Annotated in this window: 16 protein-coding genes; 13 read left to right on the forward strand and 3 right to left on the reverse strand. The window is 60.1% G+C overall.

Going from position 1 to position 20012, the window contains the following annotated elements:
* Nucleotides 1-67: 67 nt before the first annotated feature.
* Genes TX24_RS06845 through TX24_RS06860 form a run of 4 tightly spaced genes read left to right on the forward strand, consistent with a single transcriptional unit; the run spans nucleotide 68 to nucleotide 3734 of the window.
* A complete protein-coding gene (locus TX24_RS06845; protein WP_003191120.1) occupies nucleotides 68-1444 on the forward strand; it encodes a Rieske 2Fe-2S domain-containing protein in 1377 nt (458 codons plus the stop codon).
* Nucleotides 1441-1929: a benzoate 1,2-dioxygenase small subunit gene (benB, locus tag TX24_RS06850; protein WP_034135573.1), complete on the forward strand. Its 489-nt coding sequence runs from the start codon at nucleotides 1441-1443 to the stop codon at nucleotides 1927-1929. Before TX24_RS06845 ends, benB begins: the two co-directional genes overlap by 4 nt.
* Nucleotides 1930-1939: 10 nt before the next feature.
* On the forward strand, nucleotides 1940-2962 hold the full coding sequence (gene benC / locus TX24_RS06855; RefSeq protein ID WP_057709964.1) for a benzoate 1,2-dioxygenase electron transfer component BenC: 1023 nt from the start codon (nucleotides 1940-1942) through the stop codon (nucleotides 2960-2962).
* 10 nt (nucleotides 2963-2972) lie between these two features.
* Nucleotides 2973-3734: a 1,6-dihydroxycyclohexa-2,4-diene-1-carboxylate dehydrogenase gene (locus TX24_RS06860; protein ID WP_057709965.1), complete on the forward strand. Its 762-nt coding sequence runs from the start codon at nucleotides 2973-2975 to the stop codon at nucleotides 3732-3734.
* Between the two features lie 155 nt (nucleotides 3735-3889).
* Here TX24_RS06860 and TX24_RS06865 read toward each other — a convergent pair whose 3' ends face one another.
* Nucleotides 3890-4804, reverse strand: a complete 915-nt coding sequence (locus tag TX24_RS06865; RefSeq protein WP_034127379.1) for a LysR family transcriptional regulator — start codon at nucleotides 4802-4804, stop codon at nucleotides 3890-3892.
* Between the two features lie 268 nt (nucleotides 4805-5072).
* Here TX24_RS06865 and TX24_RS06870 point away from each other — a divergent pair, with 268 nt between their 5' ends.
* The 4 genes from TX24_RS06870 to pgm all read left to right on the forward strand — a co-directional run bounded on the left by TX24_RS06870 (nucleotide 5073) and on the right by pgm (nucleotide 11570).
* Nucleotides 5073-6095 (forward strand): zinc-dependent alcohol dehydrogenase family protein, encoded by a 1023-nt coding sequence (locus TX24_RS06870; RefSeq protein WP_003191130.1) that lies wholly within the window; start codon nucleotides 5073-5075, stop codon nucleotides 6093-6095.
* 705 nt (nucleotides 6096-6800) lie between these two features.
* Nucleotides 6801-8225: a hypothetical protein gene (locus TX24_RS06875; protein ID WP_169878712.1), complete on the forward strand. Its 1425-nt coding sequence runs from the start codon at nucleotides 6801-6803 to the stop codon at nucleotides 8223-8225.
* A 36-nt stretch (nucleotides 8226-8261) separates the two neighbouring features.
* Complete coding sequence (locus TX24_RS06880; RefSeq protein ID WP_003191132.1) at nucleotides 8262-9665, forward strand: aminotransferase-like domain-containing protein; 1404 nt, start codon at nucleotides 8262-8264, stop codon at nucleotides 9663-9665.
* Between the two features lie 261 nt (nucleotides 9666-9926).
* Nucleotides 9927-11570 (forward strand): phosphoglucomutase (alpha-D-glucose-1,6-bisphosphate-dependent), encoded by a 1644-nt coding sequence (gene pgm / locus TX24_RS06885; protein ID WP_034135596.1) that lies wholly within the window; start codon nucleotides 9927-9929, stop codon nucleotides 11568-11570.
* A 98-nt stretch (nucleotides 11571-11668) separates the two neighbouring features.
* On the opposite strand, the gene TX24_RS06890 is transcribed toward pgm, so the two are convergent.
* The gene (locus tag TX24_RS06890; protein WP_057709967.1) at nucleotides 11669-12364 is read right to left on the reverse strand and encodes a pirin family protein; all 696 of its coding nucleotides are present in this window, start codon (nucleotides 12362-12364) and stop codon (nucleotides 11669-11671) included.
* 217 nt (nucleotides 12365-12581) lie between these two features.
* Between TX24_RS06890 and TX24_RS06895 the strand changes: the two genes are divergently transcribed.
* Entirely contained in the window at nucleotides 12582-15044 is a 2463-nt protein-coding gene (locus tag TX24_RS06895) for a UvrD-helicase domain-containing protein (RefSeq protein ID WP_057709968.1), read from the forward strand.
* Between the two features lie 538 nt (nucleotides 15045-15582).
* Here the strand turns inward: TX24_RS06895 and TX24_RS06900 are convergent.
* Entirely contained in the window at nucleotides 15583-15855 is a 273-nt protein-coding gene (locus TX24_RS06900) for a DUF1652 domain-containing protein (protein ID WP_034135599.1), read from the reverse strand.
* A 257-nt stretch (nucleotides 15856-16112) separates the two neighbouring features.
* Here TX24_RS06900 and TX24_RS06905 point away from each other — a divergent pair, with 257 nt between their 5' ends.
* Genes TX24_RS06905 through TX24_RS06920 form a run of 4 tightly spaced genes read left to right on the forward strand, consistent with a single transcriptional unit; the run spans nucleotide 16113 to nucleotide 19884 of the window.
* Nucleotides 16113-16922, forward strand: a complete 810-nt coding sequence (locus TX24_RS06905; RefSeq protein ID WP_034135600.1) for a helix-turn-helix transcriptional regulator — start codon at nucleotides 16113-16115, stop codon at nucleotides 16920-16922.
* Nucleotides 16923-16971: 49 nt separating this feature from the next.
* Nucleotides 16972-18378, forward strand: coding sequence for an NAD(P)/FAD-dependent oxidoreductase (locus TX24_RS06910; protein WP_034135601.1), 1407 nt, complete (start codon nucleotides 16972-16974; stop codon nucleotides 18376-18378).
* A gap of 26 nt (nucleotides 18379-18404) precedes the next feature.
* Nucleotides 18405-18746, forward strand: coding sequence for a cupin domain-containing protein (locus TX24_RS06915; protein ID WP_003191142.1), 342 nt, complete (start codon nucleotides 18405-18407; stop codon nucleotides 18744-18746).
* A 58-nt stretch (nucleotides 18747-18804) separates the two neighbouring features.
* Complete coding sequence (locus TX24_RS06920; protein WP_034135602.1) at nucleotides 18805-19884, forward strand: polyamine ABC transporter substrate-binding protein; 1080 nt, start codon at nucleotides 18805-18807, stop codon at nucleotides 19882-19884.
* The last annotated feature ends 128 nt before the right edge of the window (nucleotides 19885-20012 follow it).

Genomic DNA, 20012 nt, shown 5'->3' on the forward strand with positions numbered 1-20012 from the left:
TATTGACGGGCAGGGCGAGCACGTACGGTGAGGGCGCCTGATACAAGAACAACGGAGGGCCCGCCCCATGATCAGTACACTCGACCGACTCGCCTGCCAATTGCGCGAGTCCGTACAGGAAGACCCCGCCACTGGGGTGTTCCGCTGCCGCCGCGACATCTTCACCGACCCCGACCTGTTTGCCCTGGAGATGAAACACATCTTCGAAGGCGGCTGGATCTACCTGGCCCATGAAAGCCAGGTGCCGCAGATCAACGATTACTTCACCACCTGGATCGGCCGCCAGCCGGTGGTCATCACCCGTGACAAGCACGGCGCGCTGCATGGCCTGGTCAACGCCTGCGCGCATCGCGGCGCCATGTTGTGCCGGCGCAAACAAGGCAACAAGGGCTCATTCACTTGCCCCTTCCATGGCTGGACGTTCAGCAACGCCGGCAAGCTGCTCAAGGTAAAGGACGCAAAGACCGGCGCCTACCCGGACAGCTTCGACTGCGACGGCTCCCATGACCTCAAGCGCCTGGCGCGCTTTGAAAACTACCGCGGTTTCCTGTTCGCCAGCCTCAGCGATGCGGTGCCGGAACTCAGCGATTACTTGGGTGAAACCCGCGTCATCATCGACCAGATGGTCGACCAGGCCCCTTTGGGCCTGGAGGTGCTGCGCGGCAGCTCTTCCTATGTCTATGACGGCAACTGGAAGCTGCAAATCGAAAACGGCGCCGACGGTTACCACGTCAGCTCCGTGCACTGGAACTACTCGGCGACCATGGGCCGGCGCAACTACGACGCCGAAGGCACGCGCACCGTCGACGCCAATGGCTGGTCGAAAAGCCTGGGCGGCGTCTACGCCTTCGACCACGGGCATATCCTGCTGTGGACGCGCCTGCTTAACCCCCAAGTGCGCCCGGTGCACGCTCACCGCGAGGCCTTGGCCGAACGCCTGGGCCAAGCGCGCGCCGACTTTATCGTCGACCAGACCCGCAACCTCTGTCTCTACCCCAATGTGTACCTGATGGACCAGTTCTCGACCCAGATCCGCGTGGTGCGGCCCCTCGCCGTGGATAAAACCGAAGTGACAATCTATTGCATGGCGCCCATCGGCGAAAGCGCCCAGGAGCGCGCCACGCGGATTCGCCAGTACGAAGACTTCTTCAATGTCAGCGGCATGGGCACCCCGGATGACCTCGAGGAGTTCCGCGCCTGCCAGACCGGTTACCAGGGCGCGAGCACCCTGTGGAATGACTTGAGCCGTGGCGCCAAGCAGTGGGTCGAGGGTGCGGACGAAAATGCCTTGGCCATGGGTATGCAACCGCAGCTCAGCGGGGTCAAGACCGAGGACGAGGGCTTGTTTGTGCGCCAGCATGCGCACTGGGCCCAAAGCCTGCAGCGTGCAATCGAGCGCGAACAGCAAGGGCTGATAGCCAGCGACTGTGAGGTGCTGCCATGAGCCTTGCCCGGGACCACCTGCTGGATTTTCTTTACCGTGAAGCGCGCCTGCTCGACGACCGCCAATGGGATGACTGGCTGGCCTGCTATTCGCCCAAGGCCGAGTTCTGGATGCCCGCCTGGGACGATCACGACACTCTTACCGAAGACCCGCAGCGCGAAATCTCGCTGATCTACTACCCCAACCGTGACGGCCTGGAAGACCGCATCTTTCGCATCAAGACTGAGCGCTCCAGTGCCAGCACGCCCGAGCCGCGCACCGTGCACATGCTGTGCAACCTCGAAGTGCTGGCCGACGACGGCGCGCAGGTGGACCTGCGTTTCAACTGGCACACCCTCAGCCACCGCTACAAAACCACCGACAGTTATTTCGGTACCTCCTTCTATCGCCTCGACATCCGTGCCGAGCAGCCGCTGATAACGCGCAAGAAGGTGGTGCTGAAAAACGATTACATCCACCAGGTCATCGACATCTACCATATCTGAGGACACCGCCATGACGTATGCCATCGCCTTGAACTTCGAGGATGGAGTGACCCGCTTCATCGACTGCAAGGTGGGAGAAAAGGTGCTCGATGCGGCCTTCCGCCAACGCATCAACCTGCCCATGGACTGCTCGGACGGCGTGTGTGGCACCTGCAAATGCCGCTGTGAAACCGGCGCCTACGACCTGGGCGACGACTTTATCGACGACGCCCTGAGCGCCGACGAAGCGCAGGCGCGCCGGGTGCTGACCTGCCAAATGGTGCCGCAGTCCGACTGCGTGATCGCCGTGCCGGTGCCGTCCAGCGCCTGCAAGACCGGCACCACGCACTTTGCCGCGACGCTGGCCGGCATCACCCGACATGCCGATGCGGCGCTGGAGGTGAGTTTCGAACTGGACCAGGCGCCGGTATTCCTGCCCGGCCAGTACGTGAATATCAGCGTGCCCGACAGTGGGCAGACTCGTGCTTACTCCTTCAGCAGTCCCCCGGGCGACCCGCGCGCCAGCTTCCTGATCAAGCACGTGCCCGGCGGGTTGATGAGCGGTTGGCTCGAGCGCGCCCAGCCGGGCGACAGCGTGGCGATCACCGGCCCACTGGGGAGTTTCTACCTGCGTGAGGTGGCGCGGCCGCTGCTGTTACTGGCCGGTGGTACCGGCCTGGCGCCGTTCCTGTCGATGCTTGAAGTGCTCGCGCAGCGCCAGGAAACCCGCCCGATCCGGTTGATCTACGGCGTAACGCGGGATCAGGACCTGGTGATGATTGAGGCGTTGCAGGCTTTTACCGCGCGTTTGCCCGACTTCAACCTGGTGACCTGCGTGGCTGATCCGCACACCACTCACCCGCGCCAGGGCTATGTGACCCAGCACATGGCCGACGAAGCCCTCAATGGCGGCGATGTCGACGTGTACCTGTGCGGCCCGCCGCCGATGGTCGATGCGGTGCGCGAGCACTTCAAGCAGCAAAGCGTGACCCCGGCCAGCTTCCATTACGAGAAATTCACCCCTAACGCCGTCGCCACGTGCGATGCCGCCTGAGGACTGCCGCATGACTCAACGGTTTAACAACAAGGTCGCGCTGGTTACCGGCGCTGCGCAAGGCATCGGCCGACGTGTCGCCGAACGCTTGCTGGAGGAGGGGGCCTGGCTGGTCGCGGTGGATCGCTCCGAGCTCGTGCATGAATTGCAGCATGAGCGAGCGCTACTGCTGACCGCCGACCTGGAACAATACAGCGAGTGCGCACGGGTAATGGCCGCCGCCACGGCGCGTTTCGGGCGCATAGACGTGCTGGTCAATAACGTCGGCGGGACCATCTGGGCCAAGCCTTTTGAGCATTATGCCGAGGCTGAAATCGAGGCCGAAGTGCGCCGCTCGCTGTTCCCTACGTTGTGGTGCTGCCATTGCGTGCTGCCCTATATGCTGGAGCAGGGCGCGGGCGCGATCGTCAACGTGTCTTCCGTGGCCACGCGCGGGGTCAATCGCGTGCCCTATGGCGCAGCCAAGGGCGGCGTGAATGCCTTGACGGCCTGCCTGGCCCTGGAGACTGCAGGCAGCGGGATTCGCGTCAACGCCACCGCGCCCGGCGGCACCGAGGCACCGCCACGGCGCATCCCGCGTAACAGCCACCCGCAGAGCGAGCAAGAGCGTGTGTGGTACCAGCAGATCGTCGACCAGACCCTCGAGAGCAGCTCGATGAAACGCTACGGCAGCATCGACGAACAAGCTGGCGCAATTCTGTTCCTGGCCTGCGACGAGGCCTCCTACATCACCGGCGTGACCTTGCCGGTGGGCGGCGGCGACCTCGGCTAAGGCTTTTTTCATCAGATGACATGGACTTTCCTTTTCAAACCATTCGAGGCATGCACTCAGGTGTGCCCCAATGGAGCAATCCACTGGAGATGGATGGGTCTTCATGGTCTATGAAAAGGCAGAAATGATCAGATAAACAGCCTGCCAGACGACCACTAGAGACTCTCAGGATCCCCAAAAAACATCTGAATCCTCGACCTCAACCACCGCTCCCCCGGATCATTATCCTGCGAACCCCGCCACGCCATATGCAGCTCAAACGAGCGCACCGGCAACGGCGGGTCTTCGGCCCGCAACCCACCCGCCGAGGTCAATGCTTCCGCCGCATAATCCGGCACGGTGGCCAAAATGTCCGTACCCGCCAGCAACGTACCCAGGCCATTGAACTGCGGCACCGCGAGTACAACGTGGCGCTTGCGGCCGAGTTTTTCCAGCTCTTCATCGATAAACCCGCTCAAGTCGCCGGCAAAGGAGACAAGGGCGTGGGGGCGCGAGCAGAAGTCATCCAGGCTCAGCGAGCCGGGCACGCTGTCGGCGCGCAGCAGTTTGGGCAGGCTGCGGCGCAGTACCTTGCGCTTGGCGTTGGCGGGCAGGTCGGCGGTGTAGCTGACGCCGATGGAGATTTCGCCGGAGGCCAGCAGGCCGGGCATCAGGATGTAGTTGACGCGGCGTACCACCAGCACGATGCCGGGGGCTTCGGAGCGCAGGCGTTTGAGCAGTTGCGGGAGCAGGGCGAATTCCACGTCGTCGGACAGGCCAATGCGAAACACGGCGGTGCTGGTGGCCGGGTCGAATTCGGCGGCGCGGCTGACGGCGGTGGAGATCGAGTCCAGGGCCGGGGAGAGCAGGGCGAAGATTTCCACGGCGCGGGCCGAGGGTTCCATGCTGCGCCCGGTGCGCACGAACAGGGGGTCATCGAACAACCCGCGCAGGCGTGACAACGCCGCGCTGATGGCCGGCTGGCCGAGGAACAATTTCTCGGCGGCGCGGGTCACACTGCGCTCATGCATCAAGGTTTCGAATACGATCAAGAGGTTAAGGTCGACACGACGCAGGTCGTTACGGTTCATCTTGTGTCCTGGAAGAGTCAGCAAACTTGATGTGAGCGGTCATGTAGCAACCCCTGAGGTTCGATTCAGAAGGATGACCGGCATGAATCTTACGGGGAAAGGCTGGTACTCTGCACCGGCTAATTGATTTTTCCTACGATAGTTGAGGGGTGTTCCTCCTTCGCGGAATCAATGACAGGCATGTCGACTATTAATGGTGACCGGTGGTCTTACCCCCAAAGCCCAGATAAAGTTCATGGCATTAGAGGTTACTTTGACGAGGTTTGCGATGTCCCGCACGATCCGTTTTCACAAGTTTGGTCCGGCCGAGGTGCTCAAATGCGAAGAGCATGCAGCCGCACAGCCCGCACCGGGCGAAGTGCAGGTGCGTGTCGACGCGATCGGCATCAGTTGGTACGACGTTCTGTGGCGCCAGAACCTGGCGTCTTCCCATGCACGCCTGCCTTCTGGCCTGGGCCATGAAATGGCCGGTGTGGTAGTCGCCCTCGGCGACGGCGTGGATGATTTGGCAGTGGGCGATAAGGTGGCCAGTTTTCCGGCCGAGAGCCCCAATGATTACCCGGTGTATGGCGAGCAGATCGTCTTGCCCCGTTCGGCCCTGACCCGTTACCCGGATGTCTTGAGCCCGATTGAAGCCAGCGTGCATTACACGCCGCTGCTGATTGCGTACTTTGCCTACATGGACCTGGCGCGGGTCAAGCCCGGCCAGTTTGCCCTGGTGACCGACGCCAGCCACTGTGCCGGCCCTTCGTTTGTGCAGCTGGGCAAGGCCCTGGGTGTACGGGTGATTGCCGCCACCAAAGACAGTGCTGAACGTGAATACCTGCTGTCTCTCGGGGCGGAAAAGGTCATCGTGACCGAAGAACAAGACCTGCTGATGCAGATCAACAAGTTCACGGACAACCGTGGCGTCGACGTGGTGTTCGATGGCTTGGGAGGCCCGCAGATGTCGCTGCTTGGGGACGTCCTGGCGCCGCGCGGCAGCCTGGTGCTGTATGGCCTGCAAGGTGGCAATCAGACGCCATTCCCGGCCTGTGCGGCGTTCCAGAAGAACATTCAGTTCTTTGTGCACTGTATCGGCAACTTCACCGGCAAGCCGGAGCTGGGCATTATCCAGGACCAAGTGGCGTTGCAGCGTGCGTTGCGCGATATCAACCAGCTGACGGCCGACCGTGTGCTTGTCCCACTGAAAACCACGGTATTTCCGTTCAGTCAGTTCGTCGAAGCGCACCGATACATGGATGAATGCCCGTGCCGCGAACGGGTGGCGTTGCAGGTTGAAGCTGTTTGAGCTGTAGGAGTATTCGCAAATGAATACTCCGGCGCCTGAGCTGATGAGGCAAATGCGCCATTTGACAGGGCTTAACCCGCACCGGGGTTGAGCCGCCGCAGGGGCGTTCTACCCCGCAAACAATACCGTTATTGCCATGCGCCGCCCTGAAATCCAGTGCGGCGCTCTTGTGTGGGCGTCATTCAAGTTGGGCTGGCAGGTCATCTGAACTGCTTTTTGACGCTGTTCTGTATCTGTTAATCATTATTTGAGTGCCGATAATTGAGTCTTCATTGTCATCTCAAGGATTGAGCCATGATTGATTACACGGCAGTTGCGTCACGCACCTTCAGAACTAACGAGGCTCGGATTGTTTTTTTCGGCAAGTGCAAAACGAATGCCCTTTTGCTTTACGCGCAGCCCAGGTGCGCAGGTGATTAATATTCGTCGGACAATTCTCTAATTGCTTAGTTAAAACAGTGTAGGACGTTGTCGGAACATTCCTAAGGCTAACAGCTGTTTCGCTGGAGCCCGCGCAGGCGCCGGATTCTCCGGCGGAGCAGCCATGGGCGCCCTCAATGCTCTCACCTGCGCTTTTGTTGCAAGGTGCTAATGTTGACTCAAACTTGTGCTGCGCAATGGAAGACAAGCCTACAGATGTAATAGGTCGAGCAACGCTGTTTGGTAGTTGCTTGAAACTGATATTTCAACTCAGGTAGTAGAACGATGAGCACTATTCATGAACAAGCCATGAGCTATGTTTACCAGCAAGTTCTGCAACGTTTAATCGGGCACTTTACGCGCGCCGAACGAACGTCACTTCAATTGCTCGTTCAGCGAATCGTGGTGGCCGCAGGCGGCATGGAACAAGTGGGCAATTACAAAGTACTGATCGCCCATGGTGGCGGCGAAGTGAGCAGCTACACCCTCGCGTTGCTGCGTGCGGCGCAACTGACCATTGCCGGACGCTCGCCCAAGACTTTTCAGATACGGGTGGCAACATTGCGGCATGCGGGTATGACTCAAGCAACGCTCGACTCACTGAATCAAGGCTACGCAGCGCTGTTCTTCCATGACGACCCCCGCGTAGAGCTGTTGATGGTGGAAAACCATGAGGTGCTGCCATTTAACCATCAGCGCCCGGCGTCCAATGCCGCTCGGGAAATCAGCCAGCGTAACAAGCTGATGATCGGGCACCTGACATCCGGCGATATCCGCGCCGCCCTGTGCGATGACACGCTCCTGGCCCTCGGCGATTTCTATCAACGGGTCGCTACCTGGAACGGCGGCGTACACGCCTTGGTCAGCGGTGATTCAGCGCGCAAGCAAAGCCAATACATCGCGTGGCTGAAAAAAAGCGCGCTGGCGACCGGTCTTGCCTTTGCGCCCGCTAAGCCATCGTCGCTCAATGCATGGTTTGCACGCATGGAGGAGTGGAGTGTGGGTTGCTATCGCGACGTCTATGGCGAGCACTATGCGGGCAACGAAAGTCCGGGCCGGGGCGGGCATCGTCATTTGGCCTATATCGGCATCGCCGACTTGCTCAAAGACGCCGACGTCGGGCATGCGCCACTGCTCACCGGGTTCCTCGCCCACAAGCGGGACCCGTTCGAGTTCCATTTCAGCCATCCAGCCTATCCCAACCCAATGCTCATGGCGCATTTGCACGGCGTGCAGGCCCAGTGCCTGCGTGAGCTTTCCTACGAACATGGCGTCGCGGGGTTTGTTCGTCGTGCGGCAGACTTCCTGCATCGCCGGCACGTGCCGGTCGCGCTGATCAAAGAAGCGTCCGGGCGGGAAGGGCAGTTGCTGTCCTCCGCCTACATCCAGGAGTTCTCGGGTCTGGACGACAGCCAATTGACCTGCCTGTTATTTGCACCTTTTGTTCAGCATGGCGAGCGGTTGGAGAGTTTCTTGCGTCAATGCCATCCCGGCATGCTGGTGGCGCTCCCCGAACTCCACAAGGCACTACAGGGCAAACCCGCAGCGGACATCCTGCACCAGTGGCTGGTGGATACCAGTGGGTTGCCGCTGCCGCTGTTGCAGCACCTGTACCGTAAGCGCCCGCTGTTGGAAGGACGCGGCACGCGGGCGCGCAAACGAGCTTTCGCGCGGCCCGAGGCGCGCGTCGCCCAAGTGTCGGGGCGTTAGCAACGTGTGTCCGCCAATGAACGCCGGTGAGCAACGATGAACCTTCGGGGGGAGCGGCAAGTAGACTTTGCCTATCAGGCGGTATACCGCTACATGATCAACCTGATCAACGAAGTCAGCCGGGAAACGCCGGTGAAACTGCCGTCCCTGCGGCAGTTATCGACGCGCATGAATGTGTCGATCTCGACGATTCAGTACGCCTATTCGTTGCTGGAAAAGGAAGGCCGAGTGTACTCGGTGGCCAAATCCGGCTACTTCGCTTGGCCCGTGGCTGCAAACGCGCCCCTTATGGCCGGTACTGATTTGCTCGAGCGCTTGTACACGGCTGCACGGCGCCCGGCGATGGTGGTACTCAGTGGTGATGAACCGGCGCTGTTGGGGTCGCTGGATGGCGCCTTGCTGGCGCTGGAACGCCAACTGGTACGCCGGTATCCCCATCACCTGCAACCTTCGCAACCCTGCGGTGTGTGGGAGTTGCGCGCTGCCTTGGCCGCCCGCTATACCTCGTCGCCCACCCGCTGCTGGCAAGCGGATGAGGTGTATGTGGGGGCGGACCTTCAAGGCGTACTGGGCATCCTCATTGATGCCCTGGGCCTCAAAGGCACCGTGGTGGTGGTTGAATCGCCCTGCGATTACCTGGTGTTGCGCCTGCTACAGGCCGCTGGCGTACGGGTTATTGAATGGCCCTGGCGTGCCGACGGCCGTCCGGACCTGGCCACATTGGAGCACCTGCTGCGCCATGAACCGGTGCACCTTGTGCTGCTCTCATCCGTGGTCAGCATGCCCTCGGGTAACACCATGACCGAACCCGAGCGGCTGCACGTAGCGCGACTGCTCGACCAGCACGGCTGCTGGTTGCTGGAGAACGATACCTTCGGTGACCTGAGCTTTGCGCCGCCCGGGCCGGCCTTGCGCAGCCGGGTCAACCCAGAGCGGCTGATCGTGTTTTCTTCGTTCGAAAAGGTGTTAGGCCCGGAAGCCCCCTTTGGTTACCTGCTGGCGCGGCAGATGAGCAGTGAATTGCAGCGCCAATTCTTGCTGCGTTCATTTCGACTGTCTGCTATCCGACAACGCGCCATTGCCCGGCTTTATGAGAGTGGGCGGTTTGACCAGCACCTGCAGACGCTGCGTCAGCGCCTTCACGAGCAGGCCCATGCCATGAGTCACCGCTTGGATGTGCGTCTGCAAGGACGTGTGCATTACCGCATGCCCGTGGCCGGGGCGAGTTTTTGGTTGCAGTCGACGGCGCCGGTGGACATGCGCCTGGTGTTTCAGCGCATGCTCGCCCAGCAGGTGGTGATTGCCCCGGGCGAGCTGTTCAGCCTCAGTGGTTTGCATCACCAGCATATGCGCTTGAGCCATACCTTTAGTGGCCATCCCAACCTCGACATCGCCCTGGATACGCTGGCGCAGTCACTACGGCAGGCGCAGACTGAGTAGGAGCGAGCTTGCTCGCGAAAAACGTCAACGATAACGCGCGCTGCCTGAATAAACGCGGCGCTTGTGAGTTTTTCGCGAGCAAGCTCGCTCCTACAACTATCCAATGTGGGAGCTGGCCTGACAGCCGGTCAGGCCGAGTGCATATCCTCACCTCAATTATGCGAAATTTCTCTTCAGGCTGTCGGATCGATACCGTCGCGCAGTAGTCCAAGTCTCAGTAAACTGTCATTTTTTCCGAATCCTTCTTTTCGAGGTTTATGCATGACTATCAGTCCTTTTGCGGGCAAACCGGCGCCAGCCCAGTTGCTGGTGGATATCCCGCGACTGGTCACGGCCTACTACACCGGCCAGCCTGATGCAGCGATCTCCACTCAGCGCGTGGCTTTTGGTACCTCCGGGCACCGTGGCAGTTCGTTCGAACTGAGTTTCAACGAGTGGCATGTGCTGGCTATCAGCCAGGCCATCTGCCTGTACCGCGAAGCCCAGGGCATCACGGGCCCATTGTTTGTCGGCCTGGATACCCATGCATTGTCGACGCCAGCCGGTGCCAGTGCCTTGGAAGTCCTGGCGGCCAACGGCGTGCACGTGATGCTGGCCGAGGGCGACGAGTACACGCCGACGCCGGCGATTTCCCACGCCATCATTTGCTACAACCGTGGCCGTACCAGCGGCCTGGCGGACGGCATTGTGATTACACCGTCCCACAACCCGCCGCAAAGTGGCGGCTACAAGTACAACCCGCCTAACGGTGGCCCAGCCGATACTCACGTCACCAAGTGGATCGAAGCCAAGGCCAACGAACTGCTCGCCAACAAGCTGGCCGGGGTCAAGCGCATCACTCACGCCCAGGCGCTCAAGGCAGACACCACCCATCGCCATGACTACCTCAACAGCTACGTGGCCGACCTGATCAACGTGATCGACATGGACGCGATCCGTAGCGCCGACCTGCGCTTGGGCGTGGATCCATTGGGCGGAGCAGGGGTGCGCTATTGGTCGGCGATTGCCGAGCACTACCGCTTGAACCTGGAGGTGGTGAATACCGAGGTCGACGCAACCTTCCGCTTCATGAGCGTCGACTGGGATGGCCAGATTCGCATGGACCCGTCTTCCAGCTACGCCATGCAAAGCCTGATCGGGCTCAAGGAACGCTTCGACGTTGCGTTTGCGTGTGACCCGGACCACGACCGCCACGGCATCGTCACGCCCTCTGGTGGCTTGCTGGCGCCCAACAACTACCTGGCGGTGTCCATCGACTACCTGTTCCAGAACCGTCCGGACTGGCGTGCCGACGCGGCCGTAGGCAAGACCGTGGTCAGCAGCGGCCTGATCGACCGCGTCGCAGCGCGCATCGGCCGTCGCCTGTACGAAGTGCCGGTGGGCTTCAAGTGGTTTGCCGATGGCTTGTTCGAAGGTTCGTTGGGGTTTGGCGGCGAAGAAAGCGCCGGCGCCTCGTTCCTGCGCAAAGACGGCAGCGTGTGGAGCACCGACAAGGACGGCCTGATCCCGGCCTTGCTGGCCGCAGAAATGACCTCGCGCAAAGGCCAGGACCCGAGCCAGATCTACCGTGGCTTGACCGATGCCCTGGGTGAGCCGTTCGCCATTCGCGTGGATGCCAAGGCCACTCCAGCGCAAAAAGCCCTGCTGGGTAAACTGTCGCCGGAGCAGGTCACGTCCACGCAATTGGCCGGGGAGAGCATCCAGCAGATCCTCAGCCATGCGCCGGGCAACAACCAAGCGATTGGCGGTTTGAAAGTCATGACCGAAAACGGCTGGTTTGCCGCACGGCCTTCGGGCACTGAGGACATCTACAAGATCTACGCCGAGAGCTTCATTGGCGAAGAACACCTCAAGCAACTGGTGGAAGAGGCGCAGGTGTTGGTCGATGGTGCAATCAGCCAATAACTGACACTGTATGTAGGAGCGAGCTTGCTCGCGAAAAACGTCAACGATAACGCGTGCTTGTCGGTGAGTTCTTCGCGAGCAAGCTCGCTCCTACATGATCAGGCGAGGTCCACCAGCACGATTTCGCTGTCCTCAATCGCCGTTACCCGCAATACCTGTTCATCCTCAACCGCCACACCATCTCGCGCCTTTGCCTGCACGCCATTGACGTCAATCACGCCCGTGGCGGGCACCAGGTACGCCCGGCGGCCACTGTCCAGCCGGTACTCCGCTCTTTCTCCAGCTTTCAGGTTAGCTGCCACCAAGCGTGCATCCGCACGAATTCGCAAGCTTTCACTGTCGCCAGCCTTGCCGCTGGCCAGGGTTACAAAGCCCTCGCGGTTGCCCTGTGGAAACGGTTTGGCGCCCCAGGACGGCGGCAAGCCAGCCTCATTGGGAATGATCCAGATCTGAAAGATCTTGGTTGGCGTAGCCTCCAGGTTGTACTCGCTGTGGGCAATGCCGGTGCCTGCGCTCATTACTTGCACGTCGCCGGCTTCGGTGCGGCCTTTGTTACCCAGGTTGTCGGCATGGCTGATGGCCCCTTCGCGCACATAGGTGATGATTTCCATGTCGCGGTGCGGGTGCTGGGGAAAGCCGCTGCCGGGGGCGATGATGTCGTCGTTCCATACCCGCAAGTTGCCCCAGTGCATGCGCTGGGGGTCGTGGTATTCGGCAAAGGAAAAGTGGTGATGAGCGTCAAGCCAGCCATGGTGGGCGCCGCCCAGTGTGTTGAAAGGTCGAAGTTCAAGCATGATCGTCTCCTGTTGATGGGCCTATCATCCAGCAGCGCATGATCGAGAAAAAGCGTAAAAAATGCCTGTTTATGATCCATTTATTCGATGGTTAATCCCGGTGTTCACTTTCACTTCATCGCCTAACTGCATGACTGCAAAGCATTTGGCTGGAACTGAGCGGCGTTTCCGGCGACCATGACGGCTTGGTCAAAACAAGCTCACCGCAGGAGTCCGCGTGTCGCAACAACAGCCTGATCTACCTCCCGAACTGCGCCCCTTGGCTGAAATGCCGCTGTTGAAGCGGCTTGCCGCTCGCCTGTTCGGCCATGGCCTCACCCGTTTGCGTGCGCAACATCGGTTTTCCTGGTTGCATGGCCAGGCCGACGGCTTTCGCAGTGGGCATGAGGCGGGCGTTGAATACGGTTACCGCGAGGGCAAGGCCGATGGCATTGAAGAGGGCCGCCAGGTCCTGTTGATTCGTGACTTTCGCCCCGATGAGCACCGGGCGCCAGGCATAGATGACAGCCTGTTCGACGATTGGCGGTTGCCGCTCACCGCAGAGCTGAAGAAACGCATGAAGGCCGATGTCGCACGCCTGCTGCCAGCCCACGCGCAGCCAAGTGCGGCGCAATGGAAGATGATCTTCAGCGACACGCCCTCGACCTCAGTGATTGCGGGCGCAGGCGCCGGCAAGTCGACGTCCTTGGTGCTGCGCATCCTGCTGCTCAGCCATTACCTGGGCTTTGAGCTAAGTTCCATGACGGTGGTGACGTTCACCCGCGAGTCGCGCAAGGACTTCATCAACAAACTCATGGAGATTCTCAGCCTGTGGGGCCAACCCCTTGGCATTAAAGAAGCTCAGGCGGTGGTGCGCACCTTTCATTCGCGCATCCTGCCGATGGTGCGCAGCCTGCCGGGCTTTGAACGGCTGCAAGCCTTTGAGAACCTCAATGGTGGTTTTGACGACGCCGACAGCAACGCTTTCGACCTGCGTATCAGCGACGCCCAGCGGCAACAGATGAACGCCTGTTATCACCGCTTGTATGGCCGCCATGAGCGCTTTCGCGAGTTGATAGCGCCGTTGGCACGCCATGGCCTCCAGCTCAAGGAGCTGGAGCGCGATCATCCGGACGTGCAAAAGCGCATGGCCGTGACTGAACTGGCCGCCAAGCGTGATGAAGAACTCTGTGATGTGATCGAAGACCTGTGGTTTCGCGCCGGTGCCTGGCCGATCAAAGGCATCGAGCCCAGCCGTCAGGTCTTTGAAATCAACGGCGCGCAATTTCATTGCCACGGCTATATCCCGGAGCTCGATGCCTGGGTGGTACTGGGGTTCGATGGGCGCGAAAACCCGCAGATCAGTCGGCCGAATTCGAAACTCTCGGTGCGTGCAGAATGGGCGGTGAAGCGCACGTTGTTTCAAGCTTTCTGCAATAAGCCGCTGATATGGCTGGATAATTACGAATCTTCCAAGCGCCTTTTGAGCAGCCTGGGCGGCGATGCCACGGCCGGGCCAGGCTTTGATTACAAGGTTACAGGCGAGCTCGCTTCGGCGCCCCTGTTGGACAGTTTTGTCATGGCAGCCGGGTTTATCGAGAACCTTGGTTTGGATGTGCCTACGGCGGTTGGCCAGATGAGCTTCGCCAAAGACGACCCGGACCGGCTGTTCTTCGAGGCTCTGAGCATTTTCTGGAAGGCCCTGGAAGATCACCTGCTGGAACAATCGCCGCCGATCATGACCTACAACCGGATGTTCTCGCTATTTGGCGAAAACACCCCGGAGAACCTCAAGCTGCTCAGCGATCCGCTGTTGCGGCCGATGTCGCACCTGATGATCGATGAATTCCAGGACGTGTCGCCGCAGATCGTGTCCTGGATCCGCGCCAGCCTGCGGGAAATCCGCAGCCGCGGGCCGGCCATGCACGTCGGGCGTGGGGCGCAACGCTCATCCTTGTTGTGCGTGGGGGATGACTGGCAATCGATCTACGGCTGGCGCGGCAGTTCGCCCAAGTACTTCATGGAGTTCAACAAGGAGTTTGTTTCGCCCAGCACTACCCGCGTGATGCTGGGGGAGAACTACCGCAGCCACCAGCACATCATCGACGCCGCCGAACATATCGTACGCAGTGCACCGGCCATCCCGGGCAAGAAGGCCAGGGCCAGTGGCGAGCCCAAGGCATTGGTGCCCGTCACGGTGTTGGAACGTGACGACGCGGCACTGGGGCAGCGGTTGCTGAAGCACTATCAGCGGGGCGATTCAATCCTGATGCTTTATCGAAAAAGTAGCGATAAGTTATTGATTCAGGAACATATTCAGTCGGTAGTTAATGTTGATTCTAGCTTGGCGCCTCAGGCGCGCAGGCTTAAACAGCTGACTTATCACAGTGCCAAGGGCTTGCAGGCGGATGCGGTGTTTTTGCTGGGTGATTGTCAGCATGTCACCAGTTCGCCGTACAAGAATCAGGTGTATCGCATGGCGGGTTTGGGCAAGGATGGCGACAACGAGCCTTATGACAATGCGCAGAGAGACGAAGTGTTGCGCCTGGCCTACGTTGGGATTACCCGGGCGGTCAGCCATTGTTATTGGTATGTGGAGAAGCCGGAAGGCCAGGGTGTGAATGTGCCGAGGGCGTCTGAACGGGTGGATGGCAGGAAGGTGTTTTTTGATGATCAGCGTTCAGTGAAGGGGGCTGGCTGACCTGCGATGACGGCCTGCCAGCCGACGCCTATCTACCTGACACCCCAACGATCGAAAATGTGGGAGCTGGCTTGCCTGCGATTGCGGCCTGCCAGCCGGCGCCTATCTACCTGAAACCCCACGATCAAAAATGTGGGAGCGGGCTTGCTCGCGAAGACGGCCTCACAGTCGACACCGTTATACCGAGTGCATATCCATTGCTGCGGTAACGGCCGCTTAGGGTTCCGCTCTGACAGCGGCTCACTTTGCAAAAGCGGCAAAGTAAGCAAAACGCTCTTGCCCCACCACTCGGCACCTCGCCTAGGCTCGGTGTGCCCGAACGCAGGCTTGAATCCGTGGGCCGCCGCCACGCGCCATCCATGGCGCGGGGCGGCTAACCCGGCGTCCTGCCGGGTTACCCACGAATTCAAGCCTGCATTCGGCCAGCGTGGTTTAACGGGGCGCCTGAGATCAAGATCAAAAGCAGATCAAGATCAAGAGCGACTCGCTTCGCATCGTGGTTACCGTCAAAGTGGGGCGTTACTACGCTATTGCCACCTCACGCCCGCAACGACAACGGCGGCACAAAACTCTCCAATTCATCCTCCACGGCCTCGATGATGCGCTCCACATCAGCCGCGTTCATCACCGTGGCGCACGGGATCCCCGCGATGGCGATCAATGTCTCGCCGCTGGCCCGGTCGAACAGGCGGACGATCATGCTGCCGGGGGCGTCCATGCTGCCCTCGAAGCCCATCGGGTGAAAATGCCAGCGCATCAGCTGGCAGGCGTTGGGGAATGTCACTTTGTTCATGTTGCCCACCTTGTTCATTGAGCGCTTCCTTTAGCTCGCGGCAGGGGCCAGGACCTTCACTGGTCATGACAGATAAGGACTTAAAAATAGCATTCGTTCGCAACTGCAAGGTGACTTTTTTGGGCCCGTTCAGCGGTTCTTTCGCCTAATTTTGATATGGATCATGTCCTACAGAGGAATAGGCAAAAGGCCATTAGTCAGGCGCTCGATTTGACTCTTGAAGAGGCGGGTAAACTTCGGCAGTCTCAAGTATTTTTCCCGCGATAGAGCCCGATATGCCCGACATCGCTCCAGACGATGAGTATCAGAATTCCCACGCTACCGGCGCGCTGGTGCTGCGCCATCACTTGTGCTGGCGCCATCGCGATCTGGACGGAGTGATGGCCTACTATCACCCCGAGATCCAGTACCACGATTTTTTCCAGAACCGTGTGGTGGGCTATGCCGAGTTGCGCGAGTACTTGCAGGCCAGCATGCCCCGTGAGGCAGACGAGGCGATTGAACACACCGATCGCATCCGCGCCGATGGCGATACGGCGTTTATCCAGTACCGCATTACCTTGCGTGGCGGCCAGGGCCTGGTGTCGTTTCGTACCAGTGAGGCCATTACGGTGCGCGACGGGTTGATCTGGCGGGTGAATGAATATGCGTCCCTGGTGCACGAGCAACCGACCCAGGCGCTGCGCCCGACGGTCAGCCGCCTGGGTCTGTCGCCCCAGCAGTTGGGTTATATGGCCAATGACCTGCAACAATATTTCGAGCGTCAGCAACCGTACCTGGACCCGGAGCTGGACCTGCAGCGGGTCGCCAAGGCCTGTGGCTACAGTCGCAACCAGATGTCCTACCTGCTGAACCAGGTGCTGGGGCAGAGCTTCTATCGCTACGTCAACCAGGCGCGACTTCAGCATTTGCTGGCCGCGCTGGACTGCGCCACACCACCCATCAAGGTGGATGATCTGGCCTTTGCCGCCGGTTTCAATTCACTTTCGGCGTTCTACAGCGCTTTTCGCCAGCACACCGGGCAATCGCCCAAGGCGTACCTCAAACAAATTTCTCTGCGTGCACGCGCGCAAGACAGCCCCTGACGCTGCGCTCTAGGATCGACCCTATCGAACCGAGGTAGGGGAACCTGGCATGCCGGCATGGCGCAGTATCAGTTTATGGATGGACCAACTGGACGACCCGCTGGTGGCGCGGCCGTCGCTGGAGCACGACCTGGACGTCAATGTGGCGATCATCGGCGCCGGCTACACCGGCCTGTGGACCGCCTATTACCTGAAGCGCCAGGCCCCCGAGCTGAAAATTGCAATCATCGAGGCGCAAACGGCCGGTTTCGGCGCATCCGGGCGCAATGGTGGCTGGTTGATGGGCAACCTTTTGGGAGAAGACCGTCTTCTGGCAGGGCTTGCCCCCAAGCAGCGTCGCGCTTCGTTTGACCTTTTGCATGGCATTCCCGATGAAGTGGCCCAGGTGCTGGCGCGCGAAGGCATTGACTGCGATTACCGCAAAGGTGGCGCCTTGTATTGCGCCGCACGCTACCCCGAACAGGAAGGCAGCCTGCGCCGCTATCTGGACAAGCTGTACGCCCAAGGCCTTACCGAAGCGGACTACCGCTGGCTCAGCCCGCAGCAATTGGCCGAGCAGGTCCGCATTGCCAAGCCTTATGGCGGCATCTATGCCCCCCACGTCGCGACCATCCACCCGGCGAAACTGGTGCGTGGCCTGGCGCGGGCCGTTGAGAACCTGGGTGTAGCCATCTACGAGAACAGCCCCGTGACCCATTGGCAGTCCGGCAGCCTGCGCACCGCCAAGGCCAGCGTGCGCGCCGCCTGGGTGGTGCCTGCTGTCGAGGGTTACGCCAATACCTTGCCGCCGTTGGGCCGCTATCAGTTACCGGTGCAGAGTTTGATCGTTGCCACCGAACCGCTGCCGGCCAGCACCTGGGCAGACATCGGGCTCAGTCAGGGTCAGGCCTTTGGCGAGAGCAGCCGTCAAGTTACCTACGGCCAGCGTACGGCCGACAATCGCCTGGTGTTCGGCGCCCGTGGCGGTTATCAATTTGCCGGCAAGTTGCGGCACAACTTCGACCTGACCGACAGCGAAGTGGAGTTGCGTCGCTACCTGTTTGGCGAACTCTTCCCACAGCTGAAAAAGGCCAGGATTACCCACTCCTGGGGCGGCAACCTCGGCATGTCGCGCCGTTTTCGACCGCACATGCTCTGTGACCACAGCACCGGCGTCGCACTGTCCGGCGGCTATGGCGGGGAGGGCGTGGGGGCCACCAACCTCGGCGGCCGCACCCTGGCCGATTTGATCCTGGGTCGCGACACCTTGCTGACCCAACAACCCTGGGTGATTCGCGAGGGCGGCCTCAAAGCACTAAAGGCCTGGGAGCCCGAGCCGTGCCGCTGGCTGGGCTACAACGCGATCATTCGCAGTTTTGTTCATGAAGACCAGGTCTTGGCCAACCCCAACACTGCGCCCTGGCGTCGCAAGCTGGCGACCGGCATTGCCGGTTTCATGGAAGGTTTCATGCACTAAGTCGTTCCACCCACAGGGGAAAACCCATGAGCATCACCCAATTCAAAGACACGCTGAACACCCCTCTGCCGGATTCATCACCGGTGGCGGCGCCCTTGGGCGAGCCCATCGCCGTGGCCTCCACGCTGAGCGTGGAGCGCAACGACGGCGTCGAGACCGGTATCTGGGCCTGTACGCCGGGGCGCTGGCGTCGGCAGATCACGTCCCAGGAGTTCTGCCATTTCATCCAAGGGCGCTGCACCTTCACGCCTGATAACGGGGAAACCCTGCACATACAAGCCGGTGACGCACTGATGTTGCCAGCCAATAGCACCGGTATCTGGGATATCCAGGAGACCGTGCGCAAGACCTATGTCCTGATTCTGTAACGCTTTGATCCTTGATCGCCTGCCATAAAAAGCCCTAAAACCGCCAGGAAATCGAACCATGAAAGCCATTGCCCTGTTGCCCTTGATGTTGGTGGCCTCTATCAGCCAGGCCGCTGAGACTGTGAAGATCTATAACTGGTCGGACTACATCGCACCGGACACCACCAAAAATTTCCAGCAAGACACCGGCATCGGTTTCACCTACGACGTGTACGACAGCAACGAAACCCTCGACGGCAAGCTGATGACCGGTAAATCAGGCTACGACGTGGTATTCCCCTCCAACCATTTCATGGCTCGGCAGATCCAGGGCGGCGCCCTGAAAAAGCTCGACAAGAGCCAGTTGCCCAACTGGAAAAACCTCAACCCGGTGCTGCTCAAGGCCCTGGAAAATAACGACCCTGGCAATGCCCACGGCTTCCCGTACCTGTGGGGCAGCACCGGTATCGGCTACAACATCGACAAGGTCAAGGCGGTACTCGGCGACAATGCCCCGGTGGACTCCTGGGACTTGATCTTCAAACCGGAAAACATGGCCAAGCTGCAAAAATGCGGCGTCGCCATCCTCGATAACGGCCCCGAACTGCTGCCTGCCGCGCTGAATTACCTGGGCTTGCCGCACCACAGCAAAAAAGCCGAGGACTACAAAAAGGCCGAAGCCCTGCTGATGAAAGTGCGACCTTACGTGGCGTATTTCCATTCTTCGAAATACACCGCCGACCTGGCCAATGGCGATATCTGTGTAGCCGTCGGTTTCTCCGGCGATATCCTGCAGGCCGAAAGCCGCGCCAAGGAAGCCAAGAACGGCGTGAATATCGGCTACAACATTCCCAAGGAAGGCGCAGCGATCTGGTTCGACATGGTGGCCATGCCCGTCGACGCACCGAATGAGAAAGCCGGCTATGCGTTCATGAACTACCTGCTGCGCCCCGACGTGATGGCGAGTATCACCAACTACGTGCACTACGCTAACGGCAACGCGGCGGCCGACAGCCTGGTAGACCCCGCGATCAAGGCCGATACAAAGGTGTATCCAAGCGCGGAAATGATGGGCAAGTTATTTGCACTGGAGGCCATGCCGTTGAATATCGACCGGGTGCGTACTCGGGTTTGGAACACCATTCGCACAGGGCGATAATTCACACCTTTCGTGTGCTGGCATGGAGTGTTTTTTAATAGTGCGGACTTTATTAAGGTGTCCGCATAATTAAACTGCCATACCAGCATACTGCCATTGAAATAAATGCTCGCAACAGGGAGCTCTTT

It is taken from the genome of Pseudomonas lactis (assembly GCF_001439845.1).
In the GTDB taxonomy this organism is placed as follows: domain Bacteria; phylum Pseudomonadota; class Gammaproteobacteria; order Pseudomonadales; family Pseudomonadaceae; genus Aquipseudomonas; species Aquipseudomonas lactis.